The sequence below is a fragment of the Pseudomonas sp. GOM7 genome (assembly GCF_026723825.1).
Taxonomy (GTDB): Bacteria; Pseudomonadota; Gammaproteobacteria; order Pseudomonadales; family Pseudomonadaceae; genus Aquipseudomonas.
On sequence record NZ_CP113519.1, the window covers coordinates 318,070 to 340,126 of the forward strand.

Sequence of the window (22,057 nt, forward strand, 5' to 3'; positions counted from 1 at the left end):
GACCATCCACAGTCGGCAGCTCGCCACGCGTGCGCAGGCGGCCCTGAGCCAGCTCGACGCTGCCGTGGCGGGCGCGGCCACGGCAGCGCAGCAGGTGGGCGCGGCGGTCACGGACATCAGCGACTTCACCCGCCTGATCGCCGAGATCGCCGAGCAGACCAACCTGCTCGCGCTCAATGCCGCCATCGAGGCGGCGCGCGCTGGCGAGGCCGGGCGCGGCTTCGGCGTGGTGGCCGACGAGGTGCGCCAACTCGCATCACGCACCCAGGTGGCGACGGCGCAGATCCGCCCGCTGCTGGAGCGCCTGCAACAGGCGGCCGAGCGCAATGGCGAACAGGCCGGGCGCTGCCAGGCGCTGGCGCAGGACACCGGCGGCCAGTTGCGCGAGATGCTGCATGGGTTGGAAGACGTCGATGAACGCCTGCAAGGGGTCAACGCCCTGGGCCAGCAGATCGCCGTGGCCATGCAGGAGCAGGAACAGGTCATCGGCCTGCTCGACGAGCAGGTGCAGGGCGCCGTCGCCGACGTTGCGCAGAGTGCGGACAGGATCCGCGAGGTCGAGCGCCTGGGTGCCAGCCTGCATGAGCAGGCGGCAGCATTGATCCAGTTGGCGCGCTATTTCGATCGTTGAGGTGGCCTGTAGGAGCTTGCGGGCGATCCGCCGATGCCCTGATCGCCGGCAAGCCGGCTCCCCACGCACGTGGCGCAGGTGCCAGTCTTACCCGATCAGCGTCGGGCGCCGGCGCTTTGCAGGAACTTCTCGCTGTACAGGCGGGTGTCGCCCAGCCCCGCCTCGTCGAGCCAACTGCGCACCGCTTCGACCATCGGCGGCGGGCCGCACAGGTACATGTCGAAGGGCTGGGCGGCCAGCGCGCTGCGGTCGAAGTGCTCGGGGATGTAGCCACGCAGGCCTTCCCAAGCCGGTGAGGGCTGGCTGACCACGGGCAGATAGTCGAAGTCGGCGATGCGCCCGCGGTAGCTCTCCAGACGCTCGCGTTCGCATAGGTCGGCGTCCTGGTTCACGCCGTAGAACAGCCGCACGGGTTGGCCGCAGCCGCCGTGCTCGGCCATCTCGTCGAGCATGCCGAGGAACGCCGACAGCCCCGTGCCGCCGGCCACCAGCAGCAGCGGCCGTTCGATCTGGCGCAGGTAGAAGCTGCCCAGGGGCAGTTCCAGCTCCAGGTGCTGGCCGACCTGGCAACGCTCGCGCAGGAAGTTGCTCATCACCCCGTCGGGCAGCAGGCGAATGAGGAACTGCAGGTGGTTCTGCGCGTTGGGCCGGTTGGCGAAGGAGTAGGCGCGCCATTGATCGGTGCCCGGCACTTTCAGGCGCGCGTACTGGCCCGGTAGAAAGCGTAGGGTGCCGCCCTGGGTGAGGGCGTCGAGGTGGAGGATGGCGGTGCTCGGCGACACCTGTTCGAGCGCCGTGACCACGGCCTCGACCCGCTCCAGCGAGTTGGCGTGACAGAGGCTGGAGTCGAGGTCGAAGTAGAAGGCGGCATCGGACTGCACGCGAGTCTGGCAGGCGAGCATCTTGCGCTGCGCCAGGTCACGTTCGCTGAGGGCTTCCTCGTCGACGTAGTCCTGCTGGTAGCGGCCCGCTTCGCAGCGGCCCTGGCAGGTGCCGCAGACGCCTTCGCGGCAGTCCAGCGGCAGGCTGATGCCCTGGCGCAAGGCGGCGTCGAGCAGCAGTTCACCGGGTTTGACCCCGATGAACAGCGTCTTGCCGTCGGCGAAGCTGAGCGCGACGTTATGGCTCATGGCGTGCCTCCTAGAGGTGGTAGAAGTCGAGCACGGAGTTGATGGTGTCGTTGAGCAGCAAGACGTGCTTGCGGCTGATGCGGAAGTCGCCTTCGCCCAGCTCGCGCAGGTGGTAGGTGGCCTGGCCGTAGAACTGCTCGGAAACGCCGTGGCGGGTGTACAGGGTGTTCCAGCCGACCTTCGCCTCGAGCTGGCCGTCGTCGAGCCGGCGCAGGCGCAGGTTGCTGATCTGGTGCAGGGTGCGCGGCAGCGGCGTGGAGGCCGCCGACTTGCCGGTGCGCAGGCGGAACACGCGATCCTCCAGGCCCGAGCGGTCGGCGTAGTAGATGTACGACAGGCCCTGCTGCGGGTCCTGTACGTACTCGTGCTCGCTGATCCACTGCGGCAGGTGGTACTCGCTGTTCTCATCGAACAGGGCGATGTAGGCGTCCCAGTCCTGGGCATCGCAGAGGGCGGCTTTGCGGTAGAGGAACTGCTCCACCGCGTAGTGCAGGTTCGGGTTCATGCGGACACCTCGGCAGGTTGCAGGGCTTTGTGCGCCAGGCCGTCGAGCAGGCGTTGCTGCCAGGCGCGGTGCTGGTTGACGTAGAGGCCTTCGTGGGTGAATTCGGTGCCGGTGAGCACCGGCTGGATGCCCAGGGCCTCGCTGTTTGGCGTCGGCCCTTCGGCCCACAGATGGTGGCCACGGGAGATGTCGCTCCAGCGCTCCAGGCGCGCCTGGAATCCGCGCTGGGCCTCGCGGAACTCCACCAGGTCGTCCGGCGTGCCCATGCCCGAGACGTTGAAGAAATCCTCGAACTGACGGATGCGGCTGGTGCGGTCGGCGGCGGATTCGCCCTTGACGCCGATGCACTGGCTGATGATCTCGGTCTTGTTCCAGGCCACCGGGCGCACGATGCGCAGTTGCGAGCTGATCTGATCCATGAAGAACAGGCTGGGGTAGATGTTCAGGTTGCGCAGGCGGTGCATCATCCACTCGGCGCGGGCCTGGCCGTATTCGGCCACCAGGCGCGGCATCACGCTGGCGTAGCCGGGGCGCACGGTGGGGTTGGGCATGTCGCTGAACAGGACGCTGTGGCCGTGCTTGAAGGAGAACCAGCCGTCGTCGGTCTCGGCATCGCCGGCGCCCAGCTTGCTGTAGTCCAGGGTGCTGCTGGCGCCGCCTTTCTCGGCGTTGACCTGCTGGCGGTGCTGCACGGTGGACACGTAGTTGTAGTGCACGGTGCTGACGTGATAACCGTCCAGGCCGTTCTCGTTCTGCAGCTTCCAGTTGCCGTCGTAGGTGTAGGTGGACTTGCCCGGCAGCACTTCCAACTCGCCGCTGGGCGACTGCGCCACCATCATGTCGAAGAACACCTTGGCATCGCCCAGGTAGTCTTCCAGCGAGTCGCTGCCCTGGGTGTCCAGGCTGACGAAGACGAAGCCCTTGTAGCTCTGGATGCGCGCCTTCTTCAGGCCTCGGGTGGCCTTGTCGAAGCCTTCCGGGTACTCGCCCGGCGCCTTGACCTTCACCAGGCGCCCGTCGCTCTTGTAGCACCAGGCATGGAAGGGGCAGGTGAAGGTGGACTGGTTGCCCTTGCCGACGCGGGTGAGGGTGGCGCCGCGGTGCTGGCAGGCGTTGATCAGCGCGTGCAGCTCGCCATTGCCGTCACGAGTGATGATCAGCGGCTGGCGCCCGGCACGCATGGTGATGAAGTCGTTCGGCTGGGCGATCTCGCTTTCGTGGCAGGCATAGATCCACACCTTCTCGAAGATCAGCTCCATCTCCAGGTCGAACAGCTCGGGTTCGGTGAACAGGTCGCGGGCGACCCGGTAAACGCCCTCGGCAGGGCGGAAGTCGAGGCAGCCACGAATGTAGTCCTGCCATTGGGAAACGCTGCGCATGCTCATCAGGGGTGTCCTCTGTAGGGGAGACTCGCCCCGATTGAAGCCCCGCGCCGGTTCGCGAACTATCCGCTGAATCGTGAAGTGCTATCCGTTTTTTCTGGAACGCGGTCGATAGTTGCCTGCAGCGGGGAAGAACTGCAGGAAATGGATAGTTCTAGCCGGCGCGTGCGTGGAGACTGCTACTCGACCCCTGTTCGAGGAGCTTCGTCATGACCCTCATGGCCGCCGCCCTGCATGCCGCTCACTGCAACCCCGACGCCGCCCAGGCCTGGATGGCCTCGATCTGCGGGCCGCACGAACTGGAGGTGCGGCGCCCGGCGCGGCTGAGCTTCGAGCACGATGGCCTGCGCCTGCCGGGCCTGGGCACGGTGCTCGGGCGCGTGGCCTATGGCACCGACGTGACCATCGGCGTGGGCACGCTCAGCCGTCTGGATGGCTACAGCATCAGCCTGCCGATCAGTGGCCGGCAGATGCTGCATGGGCCACAGGGCAGCCTGCGTTCCGACCGGCGCCAAGGGCTGGTCGTATCGCCGAGCGTGCCCCAGGCCCTGGAGCTGGCCGGCAATTGCCGCAAATGGCAGGTTGTGTTCCGCCGCGAGGCCGTGCAGCAGGTGGCCGAGCAGTGGTTGCAGCGCCCCGTGTCGGGCGCGGTGGAGTTCGCCCCGCGCATGGATCTGAACGACCCGCAGGTGGCCGCCTGGTGGCAGATGGTGGCGCAGCTCTGCCGCGATTTCGCCGCCGGGCGCCTGCTGTTCGCCCAGGGTGCGCTGGCGCATGAGTTGGAGACGTTGCTGATCCGTGGCCTGCTGCTGGCGCAGCCGAACGATCTGTCGCCGCTGCTCGCGGCGCAGGGCTCGGACGAACGCCCGGCCTATCTGCAGCGTGCCTGTCGCTACATCGCCGAACATGCCCGTGATGAGATTGGCCTGGGCGATCTGGAGGCCGCCGCCGGGGTATCGCGGCAGCGCCTCTACGACGCCTTTCACCGCCACCTGGGCAACACGCCCATGGGCTACCTGCGCCAGCAGCGCCTGCTGGCCGTGCGCGCCGCACTGCTGGCGCCACGGCCAGCGGCCAGTGTTTCGGCGGCGGCGCTGGAGTGGGGGTTTTCACACCTCGGCCGCTTCGCCGCCGATTACCGCAAGGCCTTCGGTGAAAGTCCCTCGAAGACGTTGGAGAACGCTCGTCGTTAGGTGCGGATTTATCCGCGATAGGGATGGGCACCGATGCTCGGATGAGTGCACCGCGCAACATCCCTGTAGGAGCCCGCTTGCGGGCGATCCTTCCAGGCCACTGATCGCCGGCAAGCCGGCTCCTACAACTGCCCCTACCTGCGCTTTATCAGCCGTTGCGGTAACGCAGGGTGGCCGACGGCAGCTCGCCGTAGCGCCGCTTGTACTCCTGGGCGAAGCGGCCGAGGTGGGCGAAGCCCCATTTGAAGGCGACTTCGGTGACCGAACTCTGCTGCTCCTGGGTCAGCTCCTGGTGTACCCGCTCCAGGCGCAGGTCGCGCAGGTAGGCCATCGGGCTGGTATTGCGGAAGTTGCGAAAGCCGGCATACAGGGTGCGTACGCTGACGCCGGCCTGCTCGGCCAGGCACTCGATGCTCAGCGGCTCGTGCAGGTGGCTGCGGATGTATTCCTCGGTGCGCTTGACGAAGTAGGGCGAGACGCTCTTCACGTTGCATTCGTGCAACTGCTGCTGCACATCGTGCTGCACGCCGTAGAGCAGGGCGTTGAGCAATGCCGACTCGAACTGGCGCAGTACCAGCGGCTGGTGAATGGGGTGTTGCTCGTCGGCCATGGCCTCCAGCAGCACCCCGAGCAATTGCAGGAAATAGGCACCGCCGGTGCTGTTCAGATCCAGGCGCGGATCGAAGGCCGGCAGGTGCTCGGGGCTTTGTGCCAGGTGCTGGCGGCAGTGGTGGGCCATGTCGTCGCTGTCGATGCGGATGGCCAGTTGCGCCGCGCCGCCTTGCCAGCGCATCTGCGCTGGTAGCTGCGGCGACAGCACCGAGGCGACCTGTGGCGTCGAATCGAAGCGATGGTTACCGCAGCGCACCTCGGCGTTACCGGCCATGGGAATCTGAATCAGATAGAAACGTTCCAGGCGGCCCGGATCGATCATCACATCGGTGGAATATTCCAGGCGATTGAGCGACAGCCGGCCCCGACTGACATGGTGCATGCAGGCGCTGACGCCCTCTCCTGAGTGCGTCGGCTGCAGGTCGTGGGGTTTGAACACGCGGCTGACGTTCTCGCGCACCTTGTCGGTATCGCTCAAGAGAAACAACTGGTTTTCCGGCGAAAAGATGCGGGTAGATTGGAAACGCTCGCCGCCTCCGGGCACGCTCTGACTCAGGTTCATCACGGTCTCCTGCACTCATACAAGGCATCTGTGCACCAACGGTCTTCCAGAACGCTGCAGTATTCGGATAGTGGCTGCAGGCAGTGGATAGCCGTGGCGTTTTTTCTGGGCCGCTACCAAGCGGTGCGGCCTTTGCCTGGGGATCGAGCAAGCGTCGGGCCAAGTCGGAGGGCTTGGGCGAATAACGCCCTTTATATTTTTGGAATAAATAAATCGTTATTTATTCTTTTTAATATTTTTCTAGTCTGAGCATAGTGAGTTCCACGTCAACCGCTGCCGAGGAACACCACCATGACCATCCGCTTGGGCGATATCGCCCCCGATTTCGAGCAGGATTCCAGCGAAGGCCGCATTCGCTTCCATGAATGGCTGGGCGAAAGTTGGGGCATCCTCTTCTCCCACCCGGCCGACTTCACCCCGGTGTGCACCACCGAGCTGGGCTTCACCGCCAAGCTCAAGGACGAATTCGCCAAGCGCGGCGTCAAGGCCATCGCGCTGTCCGTCGACCCGGTGGACTCGCACCTGAAGTGGATCGACGACATCAACCAGACGCAGAACACCGTGGTCAACTTCCCGATCATCGCCGACGCCGACCGCAAGGTGTCCGACCTCTATGACCTGATCCACCCGAACGCCAACGACACCCTGACCGTGCGTTCGCTGTTCATCATCGACCCGCAGAAGAAGGTGCGCCTGACCATCACTTATCCGGCCAGTACCGGGCGCAACTTCCACGAGATTCTGCGCGTGGTCGACTCGCTGCAACTGACCGACAACTACAAGGTGGCCACGCCGGCCAACTGGCAGGACGGTGAAGACGTGGTGATCGTGCCGTCGCTCAAGGACGAGGCCGAGCTCAAGCAGCGCTTCCCCAAAGGCTATCGCGCGGTGAAGCCCTATCTGCGCCTGACCCCGCAGCCCAACAAGTAAGGATCGAGCATGCACGTCGTATTGCTCTCCGGCAGTCCTGCGGCGCGTTCGCGCACCGAGGTGCTGCTGGATCATGTGCGTCATCGTCTCGAGGTGCAGCAGGTGGAAGTGAGCCTGCTCAAGGTGCGTGATTTTCCCGCCGAGGATCTGCTGCATGCTCGCTTCGATAGCCCGGCCGTGCAGCATTTGCAGGCCGTGGTGGCCAGTGCTGACGGCCTGGTGATCGGCACGCCAGTGTACAAGGCGTCGTTCACTGGTGCGCTTAAGGTGCTGCTGGATCTGCTGCCCGAGCGCGTCCTGGCGCACAAGGTGGTACTGCCCCTGGCCAGTGGCGGCAGCCCGGCGCACCTGCTGGCGGTGGACTATGCGCTCAAGCCGGTGCTGGCGGCGCTGAAGGCGCAGGAAATGCTCTCCGGCGTGTTCGCCGTGGACAAGCAGATCGCCTACCCGGAAGGGGACAGGCCCGCGCAGATCGATGATGAATTACGCGAACGTCTCGACGAAGCACTGGAACAACTGGGCGCAGCCCTGGCACGACGGCCAAAGCCAATCGATCCGAAGCTATTGAATGACCGGCTGGTGAACGCCCGCTGGAGCATCTGAAAGAGCAGCGATGAGCTGCAAGCTACAAGCTGCAAGTAGAAGCCAGAGCAACAGCGGGTGCACCCGCTTGCGACTTGAGGCTTGAAGCTTGCGGCTGCTTCCCCGCCTTACTCGCCCGCCAACGGGCAAGCAGGCCCACACTCAACTCGCAAAGGAGGTCGCCATGGGCGCCAATACTTTGCGTCGGAGTCTGGTCGCCCTGTTTGCCGCGACCCTTGCCTTCGGCGCCATCACTCAAGCTCAAGCCGAGACACTGCGTATCGGTTACCAGAAATACGGCCCGTTGGTGCTGCTCAAGTCCAGCGGTGCCCTGGAAAAACGCCTCGCCGCCCAGGGCGTGAACGTGCAATGGACGGAGTTTCCCGCCGGCCCGCAGTTGCTCGAAGGGCTCAATGTCGGTTCCATCGACTTCGGCACCACAGGTGAGACGCCGCCGGTATTTGCCCAGGCGGCGGGTGCCGACTTGCTATACGTGGCCTTCGAGCCGCCTGCGCCACTGAGCGAAGCGATTCTGCTGCCCAAGGATTCGCCGATCACTTCCGTCGCCGAACTCAAGGGCAAGAAGGTCGCCCTGAACAAGGGCTCCAACGTGCACTACCTGCTGGTGCGCGCGCTGGAGGAGGCCGGTCTGAGCATTACCGATATCACACCCGTGTACCTGCCGCCCGCCGATGCCCGCGCTGCTTTCGAGCGCGGCAGCGTCGATGCCTGGGTGATCTGGGATCCGTTCCAGGCCGCCGCCGAGCAGCAACTGCAGGCGCGCAGCCTGCGCGATGGCAGCGGTCTGGTGAGCAATCACCAGTTCTATCTGGCCGCACGCCCCTTCGCCGAGAAGCATCCTGAGGTGGTAGCCGCGCTGGTTGAGGAAATTCGCCAGATCGGTGAATGGACGCGTGCTCACCTCGACGAAGCCACCGCGCAGGTCGCACCGCTACTGGGGTTGTCCCCCGAGATCACCCGTGCTGCCGTCGAGCGGCAGAACTACGGGGCGCAGTTGCTCACCCCCGAGGTGGCGAGTGCGCAGCAGAAAATCGCCGACACCTTCAGCGATCTCAGGCTGATCCCCAGACGCCTGAGCATTGCCGAGGTGGTCTGGCAACCACCGGCCAAGATTGCCCAGGCCCAGTAATCCGTAACCCGGATTGCATCCGGGCTAGGTCAACGCTTTCGCAAAAGGAAACCTCTCCATGAGCCTCAATATCTTCTGGTTCCTGCCCACCCATGGCGATGGTCAGTACCTCGGCACCGCCGAAGGCGCGCGCGCCGTCGACCACGGCTATCTCACGCAAATCGCTCAGGCCGCCGACCGCCTCGGCTATGGCGGCGTGCTGATCCCCACCGGGCGTTCCTGCGAGGACTCCTGGCTGGTGGCGGCATCCTTGATCCCGGTCACGCAGAACCTCAAGTTCCTCGTCGCCCTGCGCCCCGGGATCATTTCGCCCACGGTGGCGGCGCGCCAGGCAGCGACCCTGGATCGTCTGTCCAATGGCCGGGCGCTGTTCAACCTGGTGACCGGTGGTGACCCGGACGAACTGGCCGGCGATGGCCTGCACCTGTCCCATGCCGAACGTTATGAAGCCTCCGTCGAATTCACCCGCATCTGGCGCCGCGTGCTGGAGGGTGAAACCGTCGACTACGACGGCAAGCACATCCAGGTGAAGGGTGCCAAGTTGCTTTATCCGCCAATCCAGCAGCCGCGTCCGCCGCTGTATTTCGGTGGTTCATCCGACGCGGCGCAGGATCTGGCCGCCGAGCAGGTTGAGCTGTACCTGACCTGGGGCGAGCCGCCGGCCGCAGTGGCCGAGAAGATCGCCCAGGTGCGCGAGAAGGCGGCCAAGCAAGGCCGCGAAGTGCGCTTCGGCATTCGTCTGCACCTGATCGTGCGCGAGACCAACGAGGAGGCCTGGGCCGCGGCGGATCGGCTGATCAGCCACCTGGATCAGGCCACCATCGACCGTGCCCAGGCGTCGCTGGCGCGTTTCGATTCCGTCGGCCAGCAACGCATGGCCGCGCTGCATGGCGGCAAGAGGGACAACCTGGAAGTGTCGCCGAACCTCTGGGCCGGTGTCGGTTTGGTGCGCGGCGGCGCCGGCACCGCGCTGGTCGGCGATGGCCCGAGCGTGGCGGCGCGGGTCAAGGAATACGCGGAGCTGGGCATCGACACCTTCATTTTCTCTGGCTACCCGCATCTGGAGGAGTCGTATCGAGTCGCCGAACTGCTGTTCCCGCACCTGGACGTGGCCCAGCCGCAACGTCCGGAGAGTCGCGGCTATGTCAGCCCGTTCGGCGAAATGATCGCCAGCGACATTTTGCCGAAGGCGGTTTCGGCGAGCTGAGGTAAGCGCAGGTACGGGTTTTCCCGGATTGCATCCGGGCTACGGACTGAAAAGCCCCTCTCCCCAGCCCTCTCCCATGAATGGGAGAGGGGGCTGATCGTCGCCGCTGGGTTGCCCTGTGGTACGGCTCGGCTCCCCTCTCCCGCTTGCGGGGCGTAAGCGGAAAGAGCGAAGCACCGCTTCGCCCGCTGGAGCGCCCTGAGCTCTGCGAAGGGCTGGGGCGCAAAGCGGGGGCTGGGGGAGAGGGCCGATGTAGCCCGGATGCAATCCGGGGACACGGGTACGGCTAAATAGAATTCTTCGAGGCAAGCATGAGCAACACGACCCTTCACAAACTGGCCCTGCGCGCCGCGCCCTGGGCCTTGCCGCTGGGGCTGTTGGCCGCCTGGCAACTGGCGGTGGCCAGTGGCTGGCTGTCCAGCCGTATCCTGCCGGCACCCAGCGCCGTGCTCGCCGCCGGCTGGGAGTTGCTGGCCTCCGGTGAAATCTGGCGGCACCTGGCGATCAGCGGCCAGCGCGCCGGCATCGGCTTCGCCATCGGCGGTGGTATCGGCCTGCTGCTGGGCTTTATCACTGGCCTGTCGAAATGGGGCGAGCGCCTGCTCGACAGCTCGGTGCAGATGATCCGCAACGTGCCGCACCTGGCGCTGATCCCACTGGTGATCCTCTGGTTCGGCATCGACGAGGCGGCCAAGGTGTTCCTGGTCGCACTCGGCACGTTGTTCCCCATCTACCTCAATACCTACCACGGCATCCGCAACGTCGATCCGGCGCTAGTGGAGATGGCGCGCAGTTATGGCCTGAAGGGTTTCGCCCTGTTCTGGCAGGTGATCCTGCCCGGCGCGCTGCCATCGATCCTGGTCGGCGTGCGTTTCGCTCTCGGCTTCATGTGGCTGACCCTGATCGTCGCTGAAACCATCTCGGCCAGCGCCGGCATCGGCTACCTGGCGATGAACGCCCGTGAATTCCTGCAGACCGACGTGGTGGTGCTGGCGATCCTGGTCTATGCAGTGCTTGGCAAGCTGGCCGATGTTGCCGCCCGTGGCCTCGAACGTGTGTGGCTGCGCTGGCACCCGGCTTATCAGGCCAAGGCAGGTGCTCAATGACGGCGCTGCACAGCATTCGCCAAGGCATCCCCTTGGCCATCGAGAAGATCGAGAAAACCTTCGGCGAGCGCCAGGTGCTCAAGGGCATCGACCTGCATATCCCGGCTGGCCAGTTCGTCGCCGTGGTTGGCCGTAGCGGCTGTGGCAAGAGCACCTTGCTGCGCCTGCTGGCCGGGCTGGATCAGCCCAGCGTCGGCCAGTTGCTGGCTGGCAATGGCACGCTCGACGCCGTGCGTGAGGATATCCGCCTGATGTTCCAGGACTCGCGCCTGCTGCCCTGGAAGCGGGTCATCGACAACGTCGGCCTGGGCCTTGCCGGCGACTGGCGTCAGCAGGCTGAGGACGCGCTGGCAGCAGTCGGCCTGGCGGATCGCTCCCAGGAGTGGCCGGCGGCGTTGTCCGGCGGGCAGAAGCAGCGCGTGGCTCTGGCTCGGGCGCTGATCCACCGGCCGCGCCTGCTGCTGCTCGACGAGCCGCTGGGGGCGCTGGATGCGCTGACCCGCATCGAGATGCAGCGCCTGATCGAGCGCCTGTGGCAGCAGCATGGCTTCACTGTGCTGCTGGTCACCCACGATGTCGCCGAGGCGGTGGCCGTGGCGGATCGGGTGATCCTCATTGAGGACGGCCAGATCGGTCTCGATCTGGACGTGCAACTGCTACGCCCGCGTGCATACGGCTCGCCGCTGCTGGCGGCACTGGAAGCGCGAGTGCTCGACCGCGTGCTGGCGCAGCCGGAATTACCCACACCACCAGAACCCGTATCACCCCTGCCCACGCAACTGCGCTGGGCGCTTTAACGCAGCTACAAGCCACAAGCCACAAGCTTCAAGTAAGGGCTGCGTGCTTTTACTTGTGGCTTGCAGCTTGAAGCTTGCCGCTGATTTCGACCCCAGGAGAAAATCCCATGACCATCAAAGCCATCAACGTGCGCAACCAGTTCAAAGGCAGCATCAAGAACATCGTCATCGGTGACGTACTGTCGGAAATCGACGTGCAGACTGCCGCCGGCATCGTCACGTCGGTCATCACCACCCGTTCCGTGCGCGAGCTGGAGCTGCAGGTGGGCAGCGAGGTGATTGCCTTCGTCAAATCCACCGAGGTGTCCATCGCCAAGCTCTGACGCTCCTCCATGGCCCCGGCCGCAATGGCCGGGGCAAGCTTCCTGGCGCCTTCGGTTCGCCTGGCCGGGCGACATGCCTTATCCTTGTCGGCCCTTGTGGCTGATCGTCTTCTGCAAGTCTTGTTATAAAGAGATAAGAAAAAGATATTTTTCAGCTATATGATTTTTCTGCAGAATCGCGCCATCAAATAGCCTGCCTGCAGGTTCCTCTCTCGATAAGAAGGACGCCATAGATGCTGAAGAAGATCGTTCTGGCCACCGTGGCCAGTGCCACCCTGCTCACTGGTTCGCTGAGCCATGCTGCTGCCGACACGCCGTTCCACAACGCCTCCTACGACATCGCCCGCGAACTGTTCGGCGAGATCAACCCGCTGTTCGTCGAGCACTGGAAACAGCAGACCGGCAAGGAAGTGAAGATCATCCAGTCCTTCGCCGGCACCTCGCGCCAGGCACAGGACATCATTCAGGGCAAGAAGGTCGACGTGGTCACCTTCAACCAGGTGCCGGACGTGGACATCCTGGCCAAGCGCGGCCTGCTGCGCAAAGACTGGGCCGAGCAGTTCCCCAACAACGCCTCGCCGTACTACAGCACCACGGCCTTCCTGGTGCGTGAAGGCAACCCGAAGAACATCAAGGGCTGGGACGACCTGATTCGCGATGACGTGAAGCTGGTGTTCCCCAACCCCAAGACCTCCGGTAATGCCCGCTACAGCTACCTGGGCGCCTGGCTGTTCGCCAACGAGAAATTCAACGGCGACCAGGAGAAGGTGAAAGCCTTCGTCGGCAAGCTGCTGAAGAACGTCGAGAACTTCCCCACCGGCGGCCGTGGCGCCACCGTGGCTTTTGCCCAGAACGGCCAGGGCGACGTGCTGCTGACCTTCGAGTCGGAAGTGATCAACATTGCCAAGGGTGACGAGTTCAAGTCCGCTAACCTGCAGGTGGTGGTACCGGAGGTCAGCGTTCTGGCCGAATTTCCGGTAGCCATCGTCGACAAGGTGGCCGATGAGCGCGGTACCCGCGAGCAGGCCAAGGCCTTCCTCGACTTCCAGTACAGCAAGGACATCCAGCAACTGCTGACCCGCTACAACTACCGCGTGCACAACCCGGAAGTGGTCGAGGCGACCAAGGCCCAGTTCGCCCCGGTGCGCCTGATCAACCCGACCGAGGTGCTGGGTAGCTGGGACGAGATCACCGCCAAGCATTTCGACAACGGTGGTATTCTTGACCAACTTCTGGCGGCCGGTCGCTGACCTGGACGCAGGGTGGGTGTAACCCGCCCTGGTGTTACACCACGGATCAACTGTCGGTCGGACGGCTTTTCGTAGGGTGCGCAGTGCGCACCAAGCACGCACTGCGGTCTTCACGGTGCGCACGGCGCACCCTACCCCAAAGCACCCGAGCACATGCCGACATGTGATCCGTGTTGTGACACTGGGCAAGCATCGTATTGGTCTATTGGCCGCCTTATTGGCGGCCAACTGCATTTGTAGAGCCGAGCTTTTTCGTGAGCAAACCGACGCTGTTCTTCCGACAGACCCCGCTGCTGCCTGGCTTTGGCCTGAGCTTCGGCGTCAGCGTGTTGTATCTCTCCCTGGTGATTCTGCTGCCGCTGTCGGCGCTGCTTCTGTACGTCAGCGACATGACCTGGGCGCAGTACTGGTTCGCCATCAGCGACCCGCGCGTGGTGCAGAGCTACAAAGTGACCGTCTCGGCGGCGTTCTACTCGACCCTGGCGGTGTTGGTGATCGGCCTGCTGCTGGCCTGGATCATCACCCGCTACGACTTTCCCGGGCGGCGCCTGGTGGATGCGCTGATCGACCTGCCGTTCGCCCTGCCCACCTCGGTGGCCGGCCTGACCCTGGCCACCTTGCTGGTGCCCAACGGCTGGATCGGTCAGTGGCTGGGCTTCAAGGTGGCCTATGCCTACACCGGTATCGTCGTGGCCATGGTGTTCACCAGCATTCCCTTCGTGGTGCGCACGGTGCAGCCGGTGCTGCAGGATCTCGGCTCGGAATACGAGGAAGCCGCGCGCACCCTCGGCGCCAGCCGTGTGCAGACCTTCCGCAAGGTGATCCTGCCGACCCTGGCGCCGGCACTGGTCACCGGCGGTTCGCAGGCATTTATCCGCAGCCTCGGTGAGTTCGGCGCGGTGATCATGATCGCTGGCAACATTCCTTATCAGACGGAGGTCAGCTCGCTGATGATTTTCGTCCGTCTGCAGGAATTCAATTACCCGGCGGCCGCAGCCATCGCTTCGGTGATTCTGCTCGCGTCGCTGGCTCTTCTGTTCCTCCTGCAGGTCGTGCAGGGGCGTCTGTTCGCATGGCAACGGCAAGGTCGATGAAAAAGCCTCAGGATTGGCGCCAATGGGCGCTGGTAACACTCGGTCTGACGCTGGTGGCACTGATTCTGCTGCTGCCGCTGGCACTGATCTTCACCAAGGCCCTGGCCGGTGGGCTCGACCTGCTGTGGCGCAACCTGAACGAAGACTACATGCTCCATGCAATCGGCCTGACCCTGCTGGTGGCGGCGATCACCGTGCCGCTGAACCTGTGCTTCGGCATCTGCCTGGCCTGGTGCGTGACCCACTACGACTTCCGTGGGCGCAAGCTGCTGACCACGCTGATCGACATTCCCTACGCGGTGTCGCCGGTGGTCGCCGGCCTCTGCTACCTGGTGGTCTACGGCCTGGAAAGCTTCATCGGCCGCTGGTTCTATGATCAGGGCCTGCAACTGATGTTCGCCTGGCCGGGTATCGTCATGGTCACTGTGTTCGTCACCGCGCCCTATGTGGCGCGCATTCTTATTCCGGTGATGCAGGCCCAGGGGCAGGACGAGGAAACCGCCGCCATGTGCCTGGGCGCCAGCGGCTGGCAGATCTTCCGCCGCATCAGCCTGCCGAAGATCAAATGGGCGCTGCTGTACGGCGTGGTGGTGACCAACGCCCGCGCGGTGGGCGAGTTCGGCGCGGTGTCGGTGGTGTCCGGCACCATCATCAACCAGACCCTGACCCTGCCGCTGCTGGTCGATCAACTCAACAACGACTACAAGCCAGCGGCGGCTTTCACCGCGGCCGGGCTGCTGGCGTGCATGGCGCTGCTCACACTGTTCCTCAAGACCTTCATGGAGTGGCGTCAGCGCCGCCTGCTGCAACGCGCCGAGGCCTGATCCCTCAATTACCCGCAGCAGGCGGCTGCGCTGCCTGAATGCGCTGCGCCGCCCTTGCCTGGTCATGCACGGCGGCGGGCTGTGGATGGCCGAAGTGATAGCCCTGGCCATAGTCGCAGCCCAGTTCTCGCAGGAAGTCGGCCTGGGCCGCTTCCTCGATGCCTTCGGCCAGCACCTTGAGGCCCAGGCTGTGGCCGAGGGCGATCACCGCGCGGGCGATGGCGGCGTCTTCCGGGTCGTCCGGCAGGCCGCGCACGAAGCTCTGGTCGAGTTTGAGCTTGTGCACCGGCAGGCGCTTGAGGCGGGCCAGCGAGCTATAGCCGGTGCCGAAGTCATCGATGGCCAGACGCACGCCCAATGCGCGCAGGCGGGTCAGCAGGGTCAGCGCTGCTGCGGGGTCTTCCATCACCGCGCTCTCCGTCACCTCCAGCTCCAGTTGCGCCGGGTTCAGGTTCGTCTTGGCCAGCACCTGAGCGACGTGCAGATCCAGCTCGACACGACCGAACAGGCGGCTGGATACGTTCACCGCGACGAACTGCGGGCCGTTGCGCTCCAGGTTCCAGCGCACCATCTGCGCGCAGGCCTGTTCGAGCACCCAGGCGTCGATGGCGCCGATCATGCCGTTTTCCTCGGCCACCGGGATGAACTCCACCGGTGACACCAGGCCGCGTTCGGGGTGCTGCCAGCGCACCAGGGCCTCCATGCCCACCAGGTTGCCGTTATGCAGGTCGTGTAGGGGCTGGTAGAACACGCGCAGTTCGCCGTTTTCCAGGGCATGGCGCAGGCTGCTGGCCAGTTCCACCCGTTGCCGGGCGTAATCGGTCAGCTCCTGAGCGTAGAAGGCGAAGCTTTCGCGGCCCGTGCTCTTGGCCTTGAACAGCGCCGAGTCGGCATTGCGCAGCACCTGTTCGACGCCCTCGGCATCGTTGGGAAACAGGCTGATGCCAATGCTGGCGCTGATGTAGAGCTCGTTGCCATCGAGGCGGAAGGGCGCATGCAGGCTGTTGAGCAGGATTTGCGCCAGTTCGGCAGCCTGCGCCGCTTCATTGCATTGCTCGTGCAGCAGGCCGAACTCGTCGCCGCCCAGGCGAGCCAGGGTCACGCCGCTGGGAATGACTTCTTGCAGACGTTCGCCGACGGTTTTGAGCAGCAGGTCGCCGACGTTATGCCCGAGGCTTTCGTTGATGTGCTTGAAGTGATCCAGATCGAGCAGCAGCACGGCGCCGCAGCGTGACTCCTGGCTGCGCTCCATGGCATGCGCCACCCGTTCGGTGAACAGCAGGCGGTTGGGCAGGTTGCTCAGCGGGTCGTGGTGGGCCAGGTAGTCCAGCTCGCGCTGCGAACGCTTGAGGGCGGTGATGTCGGAGAACACCGCCACGTAATGGCTGATCGCGCCCTGGGCATCGTGAATCACCCGGATGCATTGCCATTGCGGGTAGATCTCGCCGCTCTTGCGCCGGTTCCACACCTCTCCGGCCCAGGCGCCGTGGCGCTCCAAGGCATGCCACATGTCGTGGTAGAAGGCACTGTCGTGACGCCCGGACTTGAGTAGGGTTGGAGCCTGGCCGAGGATTTCTTCGCGGCTGTAGCCGGTGATGCGCGAGAACGCTGGGTTGACGTGCACGATGCATTGCCTGGCATCGGTGACCAGCACGCCTTCCTGAGTGGCGTCGAACACCGCGGCCGCCTGGCGCAGGCTGTCTTCGTCTGCGCGGCGCTGGGTGATATCGCTGGCAATACCGATGAAGCGCATGGGCTGACCAGCGGCGTTACACAGCAACCGGCCACGCGAATGGATCCAGCGGTAGCTGCCGTCGGCATGGCGCAGGCGGTAGACGTTCTCGTACTGGGTGCCTTGCAGGTTGAGGTCGATCTTCTCCAGCACGCGCTGACGGTCATCGGGGTGCAGGTACTCGGCCCATTGCTCGCGGGTGTCGCCGAGGGCGGCCTTGTCGATGCCAAGCAGGGCCGCGTAGCTATCCGAATAGAACACCCGCTGGCTGCTCATATCCAGATCCCACAGACCATCACGGGTGGCATCCAGCGCCAGGCGCAGACGCTCTTCGCTGGTGCTCATGGTCCGCTGCGCGCGGCGGTAGTGAATAGCATGCCGACGCAGCAGGGCATACAGCAGGAAGGCGCTGAAGGTGACGAACAGCAGTCCCTTGAGTGTTTGCAGGTGCTTGTACTGGGCGGGAGCGAGCAGGTCGAGCAACTGGTCACTGAGCAGCACCCACAGCGAGGCGACCAGCAGGTAAGCCAGGGTCAGACGCAAGGTGGTTCTATCGATACGCATGGCGAGCAAGGTCGCTCCTGTTATTGTGTGTACATGCCGGCTGTCCTTGGCGATGGGCCTGGCTGAAACATTCTTATCTAAAAGTCCATCTGGTTTTCTGACATGGCTCGGGGATAATGCAGAAAGGTTGGCCCTTGTAGGGCAAACCGCTTACACCTATCAAGAGGCAACAGCGCTCATGTGGTACAACGGTCTACTCGATCTTTCGGTCTGGCAACTGGTGGCAGTCACTCTGCTGATGACGCACGTCACCATCGTCAGCGTCACCGTCTACCTGCACCGCTACTCCGCGCACCGTGCGCTGGAGTTGCATCCTGCTCTCAAGCACTTCTTCCGTTTCTGGCTGTGGCTGACCACGGGCCAGAACACCCGCGAGTGGACGGCCATCCACCGCAAGCACCACGCCAAATGTGAAACCGAGGACGACCCGCACAGTCCGGTGATCAAGGGGCTGGGCACGGTCATGCGCAAGGGCGCGGAACTCTACCGCGCCGAAGCCAAGAACCAGGACACCCTGCGCATCTATGGCAAGAACTGCCCGGATGACTGGATCGAACGCAACGTCTACAGTCGTTATCCCATCGGCGGCGTGACCCTCATGGCGATCATCGACCTGGCCCTGTTCGGTGTGCTCGGCATGACCGTCTGGGCGGTGCAGATGATGTGGATTCCGTTCTGGGCCGCTGGTGTGATCAACGGCCTGGGCCATGCTGTTGGCTACCGCAACTTCGAGTGCCGCGACGCCGCCACCAACCTGGTGCCCTGGGGCATCATCGTCGGCGGCGAGGAATTGCACAACAACCACCACACCTACCCCAACAGCGCCAAGCTGTCGGTGCGCAAGTGGGAGTTCGACATGGGGTGGGCCTGGATCAAGCTGTTCAGCTTCCTGGGCCTGGCGCAGGTGCAGCGTGTCGCGCCTATCGCCCATCAGGTCGAAGGCAAGCGCAACCTGGACATGGACACCGCCATGGCCATCCTCAACAACCGCTTCCAGATCATGGCGCAGTATCGCAAGCTGGTGATCGCGCCGCTGGTGAAACAGGAAGTGGCCAAGGCCGACGAGTCCGTTCGTCACCTTTTCCACCGCGCCAAGCGCCTGCTGTCCCGTGAACCGAGCCTGCTGCATGACCAGCATCATGCGCGCATCGCCGACCTGCTGGCGCAGAGCCAGGCGCTCAAGGTGATCTACGAGAAGCGCCTGGCGCTGCAGCAGATCTGGGTCAAGACCAGCAGCAACGGCCACGACATGCTCGAGGCGATGAAGCAATGGGTGCACGAGGCCGAGGCCAGTGGCATCCAGTCGCTGCGCGAGTTCGCCGATCAGCTCAAGACCTACTCGCTGCGTCCGGCGGCTGCATTGGCCTGAAGCCCTTGCACTGCTGGCAAAAGGCCTGCCGAACGGCAGGCCTTTGTCTTTGTCCAAAACCCACTACGCTCAATTTCAGGGTCAGAGGGGTTCTATGGCGGCAGTGATGGACGAACAGGATAGTGCGGTAAGCAAGCGTGAGGAGCTGACATTGGCGCTGCTGCACAGTCGTGCCGAAGTGGAGCGGCTGCGTGAGCGCGAACAACTGTTCAGCAGCTTGCTCGGCAGCGTCAATGCTGTGCTCTGGGCTTTCGACTGGGATGAGCAGCGGATCATCTACGTCAGCCCTGCCTATGAGCGGATATTCGGGCGCTCCGCCGCCTTGCTGCTGGCCGACTACGACGAGTGGCGCAACAGCATCTACCCCGACGACCTCGATTACGCTGCCGAAAGCCTGGCTAAGGTGCTGGAAACCGGCGCGGTGGAGCAGCGCGAGTACCGCATCCTGCGCAGTGATGGGCAATTACGCTGGATCAGCGACAAATGCTTCGTCAGTCCCAGGCAGGAGCTTGGGGGCGGCACCGTCATCGTCGGCATCGCCGAAGACATCACCGAGAAGAAACGCCTGGAAGGCGAGCTGCACCGCCTGGCCACTACCGATGTGCTGACCCAGAGCAGCAACCGTCGGTACTTCTTCGAGTGCGCTCGGAGCGAGTTCGAGCGAGCCCGCCAATCCGGTACGCCCATGGCGTTCCTGCTGCTGGATGTGGATGACTTCAAGCAGATCAATGACCGCTATGGTCATCAGGTCGGCGATCAGGTATTGCAGCGTCTGGCGCACTGCGGGGCCACCGCGCTGCGTCGCGATGACCTGTTCGGACGTATCGGCGGGGAAGAGTTCGCCGCCTTGTTCCCCGGTTGCGAGCAGGCCGTGGCGCTGCAGGTGGCCGAGCGCTTGCAGCGAGAGGTGCAGCGCCTGAGCTTCCAGCACGAAGGCAAGAGTTTCGGCGTGACCCTGAGTCAGGGGCTGACCGTGCTCACCCCCAAGGATGCCAACCTGGAAGCGCTCTATGCCCGTGCCGATGAGGCCATGTACCGGGCCAAGCGGCAGGGCAAGAACCAGATCGTCCTGGGTTGATATGGCGGTTTTTCGCCATTGATGAGCTTCTCATAGGCGAAAAACTGCCTGTGCCAGGGAGTTAAGAAAAGATTCATCGTGCAGCTAGAAAAATGTAACCTTGCACGGTGGGCTTTACCTTGGCACAGGGATCGATTGGCACGCTATCTGCCTAGGCATTCGCATCCAAGCCCGGCCAATGGAAGCTGGCGCACAATAACAACGATGTGAGTGCTGACTATGAACCAAGTTCCCTGTTTCTGCCTGCCCGCTCACTTGGGCTTTCCATCGTTGTTTCCTTCCTGAATTCGAGCGCATGCCAATGAACATCCGACAGGGATCGTTCGTGCCCGCGCGCACCCCATTCGCTCCGAGCCTGCCTCTTCGTGCTGAAGCCAGTGTTCGGGGGCGATGTGTCACCTTAAACACACTGGAGAGAAACATAATGAGAAAGACCTCCCTGGCACTGGCCGTAGCCGCCGGCACCCTGGGTCTGAGCCAAGTGGCCTTCGCCGATCTGGTCGGTGATACCAAAGTCAGCCTGGAAGCCCGTAACTTCTACTTCAACCGTGATTTCCGTCAGGGACATACCGATGTTCCGGTGCCGACTCGATCCAAGTCCGAAGAGTGGGCTCAGGGTTTCATCCTGCGCATGAACTCCGGTTTCACCGAAGGCACCGTGGGCTTCGGCGCCGACGCCATCGGCATGTTCGGCTTCAAGCTGGATTCGGGTGATGGTACTGCCGGTAGTGGTCTGCTGGTTCCGGATCGTTCTTCGGGCGGCTCTCAAGACAACTACTCGGATCTGGCCGTAGCGGCCAAGGCCAAGATTTCCAACAGCACCCTGCGTGTTGGTCAGATGCAATTCAAGAACGCCGCTATCGCTTCCAGCGACGGCCGTCTGCTGCCCCAGGTCTTCGAGGCTGGTCACATCGTCTCCCAGGAAATCGACGGCCTGATGCTGGAAGCCGCACATGTCCGTGAAGTCAATAACCGTGATTCGGGCGACTATCAGGACATCTCGATCGCCACTGGTGGCCGTCGCGCGGTTACCACTACTGGCGGCTCCACCACCGACTCCTTCGACTTCATTGGCGGCACCTACAAGCTGACCAAGGAGCTGACCGGCGGTTACTACTATTCCAACCTGGACGAGCTGTACAAGCAGCACTCCTTCAACCTCGTGCACGTCCTGCCGCTGGGCGACAAGCAGAGCCTGAAGACCGACGTGCGTTACGCCCGCTCCACCGACGACGGCAACCGCAGCAACGTCGACAACAAGGCCTTCGGCGCCATGGTTACCTACGGTCTGGACGGCCATGCCTTCGGCCTGGGCTACCAGAAGATGAGCGGCGACACCGGCTTCGCCTATATCAACGGTACCGATCCGTTCCTGGTCAACTACGTTCAAATCAGTGACTTCGCCAACAAGGACGAGAAGTCCTACCAGGCTCGTTATGATTTCAACTTCGCCTCCATCGGCATTCCGGGCCTGACCTTCATGACCCGTTACTTGACCGGTGACAACGTCGATCGTGGTCGTACCGCTTCCGAAGGCCGCGAGTGGGAGCGCAACACCGAGCTGATGTACGTCTTCCAGGAAGGCGCGCTGAAGAACCTGGGTGTGCGCTGGCGTAACGCGACCGTGCGTTCCAACTTCGCCAACGACATCGACGAGAACCGTCTGATCGTCAGCTACACCTTGCCGCTGATGTAAGTGGGCTGGCAGGGGCGATGCCTCTGCCTGTGGTGTTGTTGAAAAGCTCGCCTTCCAGGAGGCGGGCTTTTTTTGCGGTTGGGTTTTGCCGAACTGGCAAGTTTGTGTGTCGAACTGTTTGGGTGTGGCTTGTTAGGTGTTCTGAGCGCCGCTGCGATGGGGGGCAGGGATGGCCCACCGCGGCGGGCCTCTGGAGCGGCGATGGAGCGAACGAACCCTCGCGCAGCAGGGCGGGTCGCCTAGTTCGGATGACCGGGCGGAGGGTTTTGGTGGGGCTGCCATCCGGGGCAAAAGTGACTCGCCCAGAGGGCGAAACCAAAAGCATCGGCAAAAACGCGGC

At 63.7% G+C, this 22,057-nt stretch carries 20 protein-coding genes; 15 read left to right on the forward strand and 5 right to left on the reverse strand.

Translation table 11 applies throughout. The features are described 5' to 3' along the window. The first annotated feature begins 64 nt into the window (after positions 1–64). On the forward strand, positions 65–631 hold the full coding sequence (locus OU800_RS01380; protein WP_268184442.1) for a methyl-accepting chemotaxis protein: 567 nt from the start codon (positions 65–67) through the stop codon (positions 629–631). A gap of 95 nt (positions 632–726) precedes the next feature. On the opposite strand, the gene antC is transcribed toward OU800_RS01380, so the two are convergent. Genes antC through antA form a run of 3 tightly spaced genes read right to left on the reverse strand, consistent with a single transcriptional unit; the run spans position 727 to position 3,651 of the window. Beyond that, on the reverse strand, positions 727–1,761 hold the full coding sequence (gene antC, locus OU800_RS01385; protein ID WP_268180595.1) for an anthranilate 1,2-dioxygenase electron transfer component AntC: 1,035 nt from the start codon (positions 1,759–1,761) through the stop codon (positions 727–729). A 10-nt stretch (positions 1,762–1,771) separates the two neighbouring features. Then, a complete protein-coding gene (antB, locus tag OU800_RS01390; protein WP_268180597.1) occupies positions 1,772–2,266 on the reverse strand; it encodes an anthranilate 1,2-dioxygenase small subunit in 495 nt (164 codons plus the stop codon). Continuing rightward, positions 2,263–3,651: an anthranilate 1,2-dioxygenase large subunit gene (gene antA / locus OU800_RS01395; protein WP_268180599.1), complete on the reverse strand. Its 1,389-nt coding sequence runs from the start codon at positions 3,649–3,651 to the stop codon at positions 2,263–2,265. The genes antB and antA overlap by 4 nt, the downstream gene beginning before the upstream one ends. A gap of 206 nt (positions 3,652–3,857) precedes the next feature. On the opposite strand from antA, the gene OU800_RS01400 reads away from it, so the two are divergent. Continuing rightward, complete coding sequence (locus OU800_RS01400; RefSeq protein ID WP_268180600.1) at positions 3,858–4,841, forward strand: AraC family transcriptional regulator; 984 nt, start codon at positions 3,858–3,860, stop codon at positions 4,839–4,841. Positions 4,842–4,989: 148 nt separating this feature from the next. On the opposite strand, the gene OU800_RS01405 is transcribed toward OU800_RS01400, so the two are convergent. Then, positions 4,990–6,015: an AraC family transcriptional regulator gene (locus OU800_RS01405; protein ID WP_268180601.1), complete on the reverse strand. Its 1,026-nt coding sequence runs from the start codon at positions 6,013–6,015 to the stop codon at positions 4,990–4,992. Positions 6,016–6,306: 291 nt separating this feature from the next. Between OU800_RS01405 and OU800_RS01410 the strand changes: the two genes are divergently transcribed. From OU800_RS01410 to cysW, 10 genes are all read left to right on the forward strand, one after another. Continuing rightward, positions 6,307–6,945, forward strand: a complete 639-nt coding sequence (locus OU800_RS01410; protein ID WP_268180602.1) for a peroxiredoxin — start codon at positions 6,307–6,309, stop codon at positions 6,943–6,945. A 9-nt stretch (positions 6,946–6,954) separates the two neighbouring features. After that, positions 6,955–7,548: an NADPH-dependent FMN reductase gene (gene ssuE / locus OU800_RS01415; RefSeq protein WP_268180603.1), complete on the forward strand. Its 594-nt coding sequence runs from the start codon at positions 6,955–6,957 to the stop codon at positions 7,546–7,548. 163 nt (positions 7,549–7,711) lie between these two features. Then, positions 7,712–8,677, forward strand: a complete 966-nt coding sequence (locus OU800_RS01420) for a sulfonate ABC transporter substrate-binding protein (protein WP_268180604.1) — start codon at positions 7,712–7,714, stop codon at positions 8,675–8,677. Positions 8,678–8,735: 58 nt separating this feature from the next. Then, complete coding sequence (ssuD, locus tag OU800_RS01425; protein WP_268180605.1) at positions 8,736–9,884, forward strand: FMNH2-dependent alkanesulfonate monooxygenase; 1,149 nt, start codon at positions 8,736–8,738, stop codon at positions 9,882–9,884. A gap of 311 nt (positions 9,885–10,195) precedes the next feature. Beyond that, positions 10,196–10,990, forward strand: coding sequence for an aliphatic sulfonate ABC transporter permease SsuC (gene ssuC / locus OU800_RS01430; protein WP_268180606.1), 795 nt, complete (start codon positions 10,196–10,198; stop codon positions 10,988–10,990). Then, a complete protein-coding gene (gene ssuB, locus OU800_RS01435) occupies positions 10,987–11,787 on the forward strand; it encodes an aliphatic sulfonates ABC transporter ATP-binding protein (protein WP_268180607.1) in 801 nt (266 codons plus the stop codon). The genes ssuC and ssuB overlap by 4 nt, the downstream gene beginning before the upstream one ends. 107 nt (positions 11,788–11,894) lie before the next feature. Continuing rightward, positions 11,895–12,110 carry a TOBE domain-containing protein gene (locus tag OU800_RS01440; protein WP_268180608.1) on the forward strand — a complete coding sequence of 72 codons (216 nt, stop codon included), beginning with the start codon at positions 11,895–11,897 and terminating at the stop codon, positions 12,108–12,110. A 233-nt stretch (positions 12,111–12,343) separates the two neighbouring features. Next, positions 12,344–13,360: a thiosulfate ABC transporter substrate-binding protein CysP gene (gene cysP / locus OU800_RS01445; protein WP_268180609.1), complete on the forward strand. Its 1,017-nt coding sequence runs from the start codon at positions 12,344–12,346 to the stop codon at positions 13,358–13,360. A 254-nt stretch (positions 13,361–13,614) separates the two neighbouring features. Continuing rightward, positions 13,615–14,454 (forward strand): sulfate ABC transporter permease subunit CysT, encoded by an 840-nt coding sequence (gene cysT, locus OU800_RS01450; RefSeq protein WP_268180610.1) that lies wholly within the window; start codon positions 13,615–13,617, stop codon positions 14,452–14,454. After that, a complete protein-coding gene (gene cysW, locus OU800_RS01455; protein ID WP_268180612.1) occupies positions 14,451–15,278 on the forward strand; it encodes a sulfate ABC transporter permease subunit CysW in 828 nt (275 codons plus the stop codon). The genes cysT and cysW overlap by 4 nt, the downstream gene beginning before the upstream one ends. A gap of 4 nt (positions 15,279–15,282) precedes the next feature. Here the strand turns inward: cysW and OU800_RS01460 are convergent, their stop codons facing one another. After that, a complete protein-coding gene (locus OU800_RS01460) occupies positions 15,283–17,574 on the reverse strand; it encodes a putative bifunctional diguanylate cyclase/phosphodiesterase (protein ID WP_268180613.1) in 2,292 nt (763 codons plus the stop codon). A 178-nt stretch (positions 17,575–17,752) separates the two neighbouring features. Here OU800_RS01460 and desA point away from each other — a divergent pair, with 178 nt between their 5' ends. The 3 genes from desA to OU800_RS01475 all read left to right on the forward strand — a co-directional run bounded on the left by desA (position 17,753) and on the right by OU800_RS01475 (position 21,717). After that, on the forward strand, positions 17,753–18,943 hold the full coding sequence (gene desA / locus OU800_RS01465) for a delta-9 fatty acid desaturase DesA (protein ID WP_268180614.1): 1,191 nt from the start codon (positions 17,753–17,755) through the stop codon (positions 18,941–18,943). Between the two features lie 106 nt (positions 18,944–19,049). Then, positions 19,050–20,021: a GGDEF domain-containing protein gene (locus OU800_RS01470; RefSeq protein ID WP_268180615.1), complete on the forward strand. Its 972-nt coding sequence runs from the start codon at positions 19,050–19,052 to the stop codon at positions 20,019–20,021. Between the two features lie 424 nt (positions 20,022–20,445). Further along, positions 20,446–21,717 (forward strand): OprD family porin, encoded by a 1,272-nt coding sequence (locus OU800_RS01475; RefSeq protein WP_268180617.1) that lies wholly within the window; start codon positions 20,446–20,448, stop codon positions 21,715–21,717. The last annotated feature ends 340 nt before the right edge of the window (positions 21,718–22,057 follow it).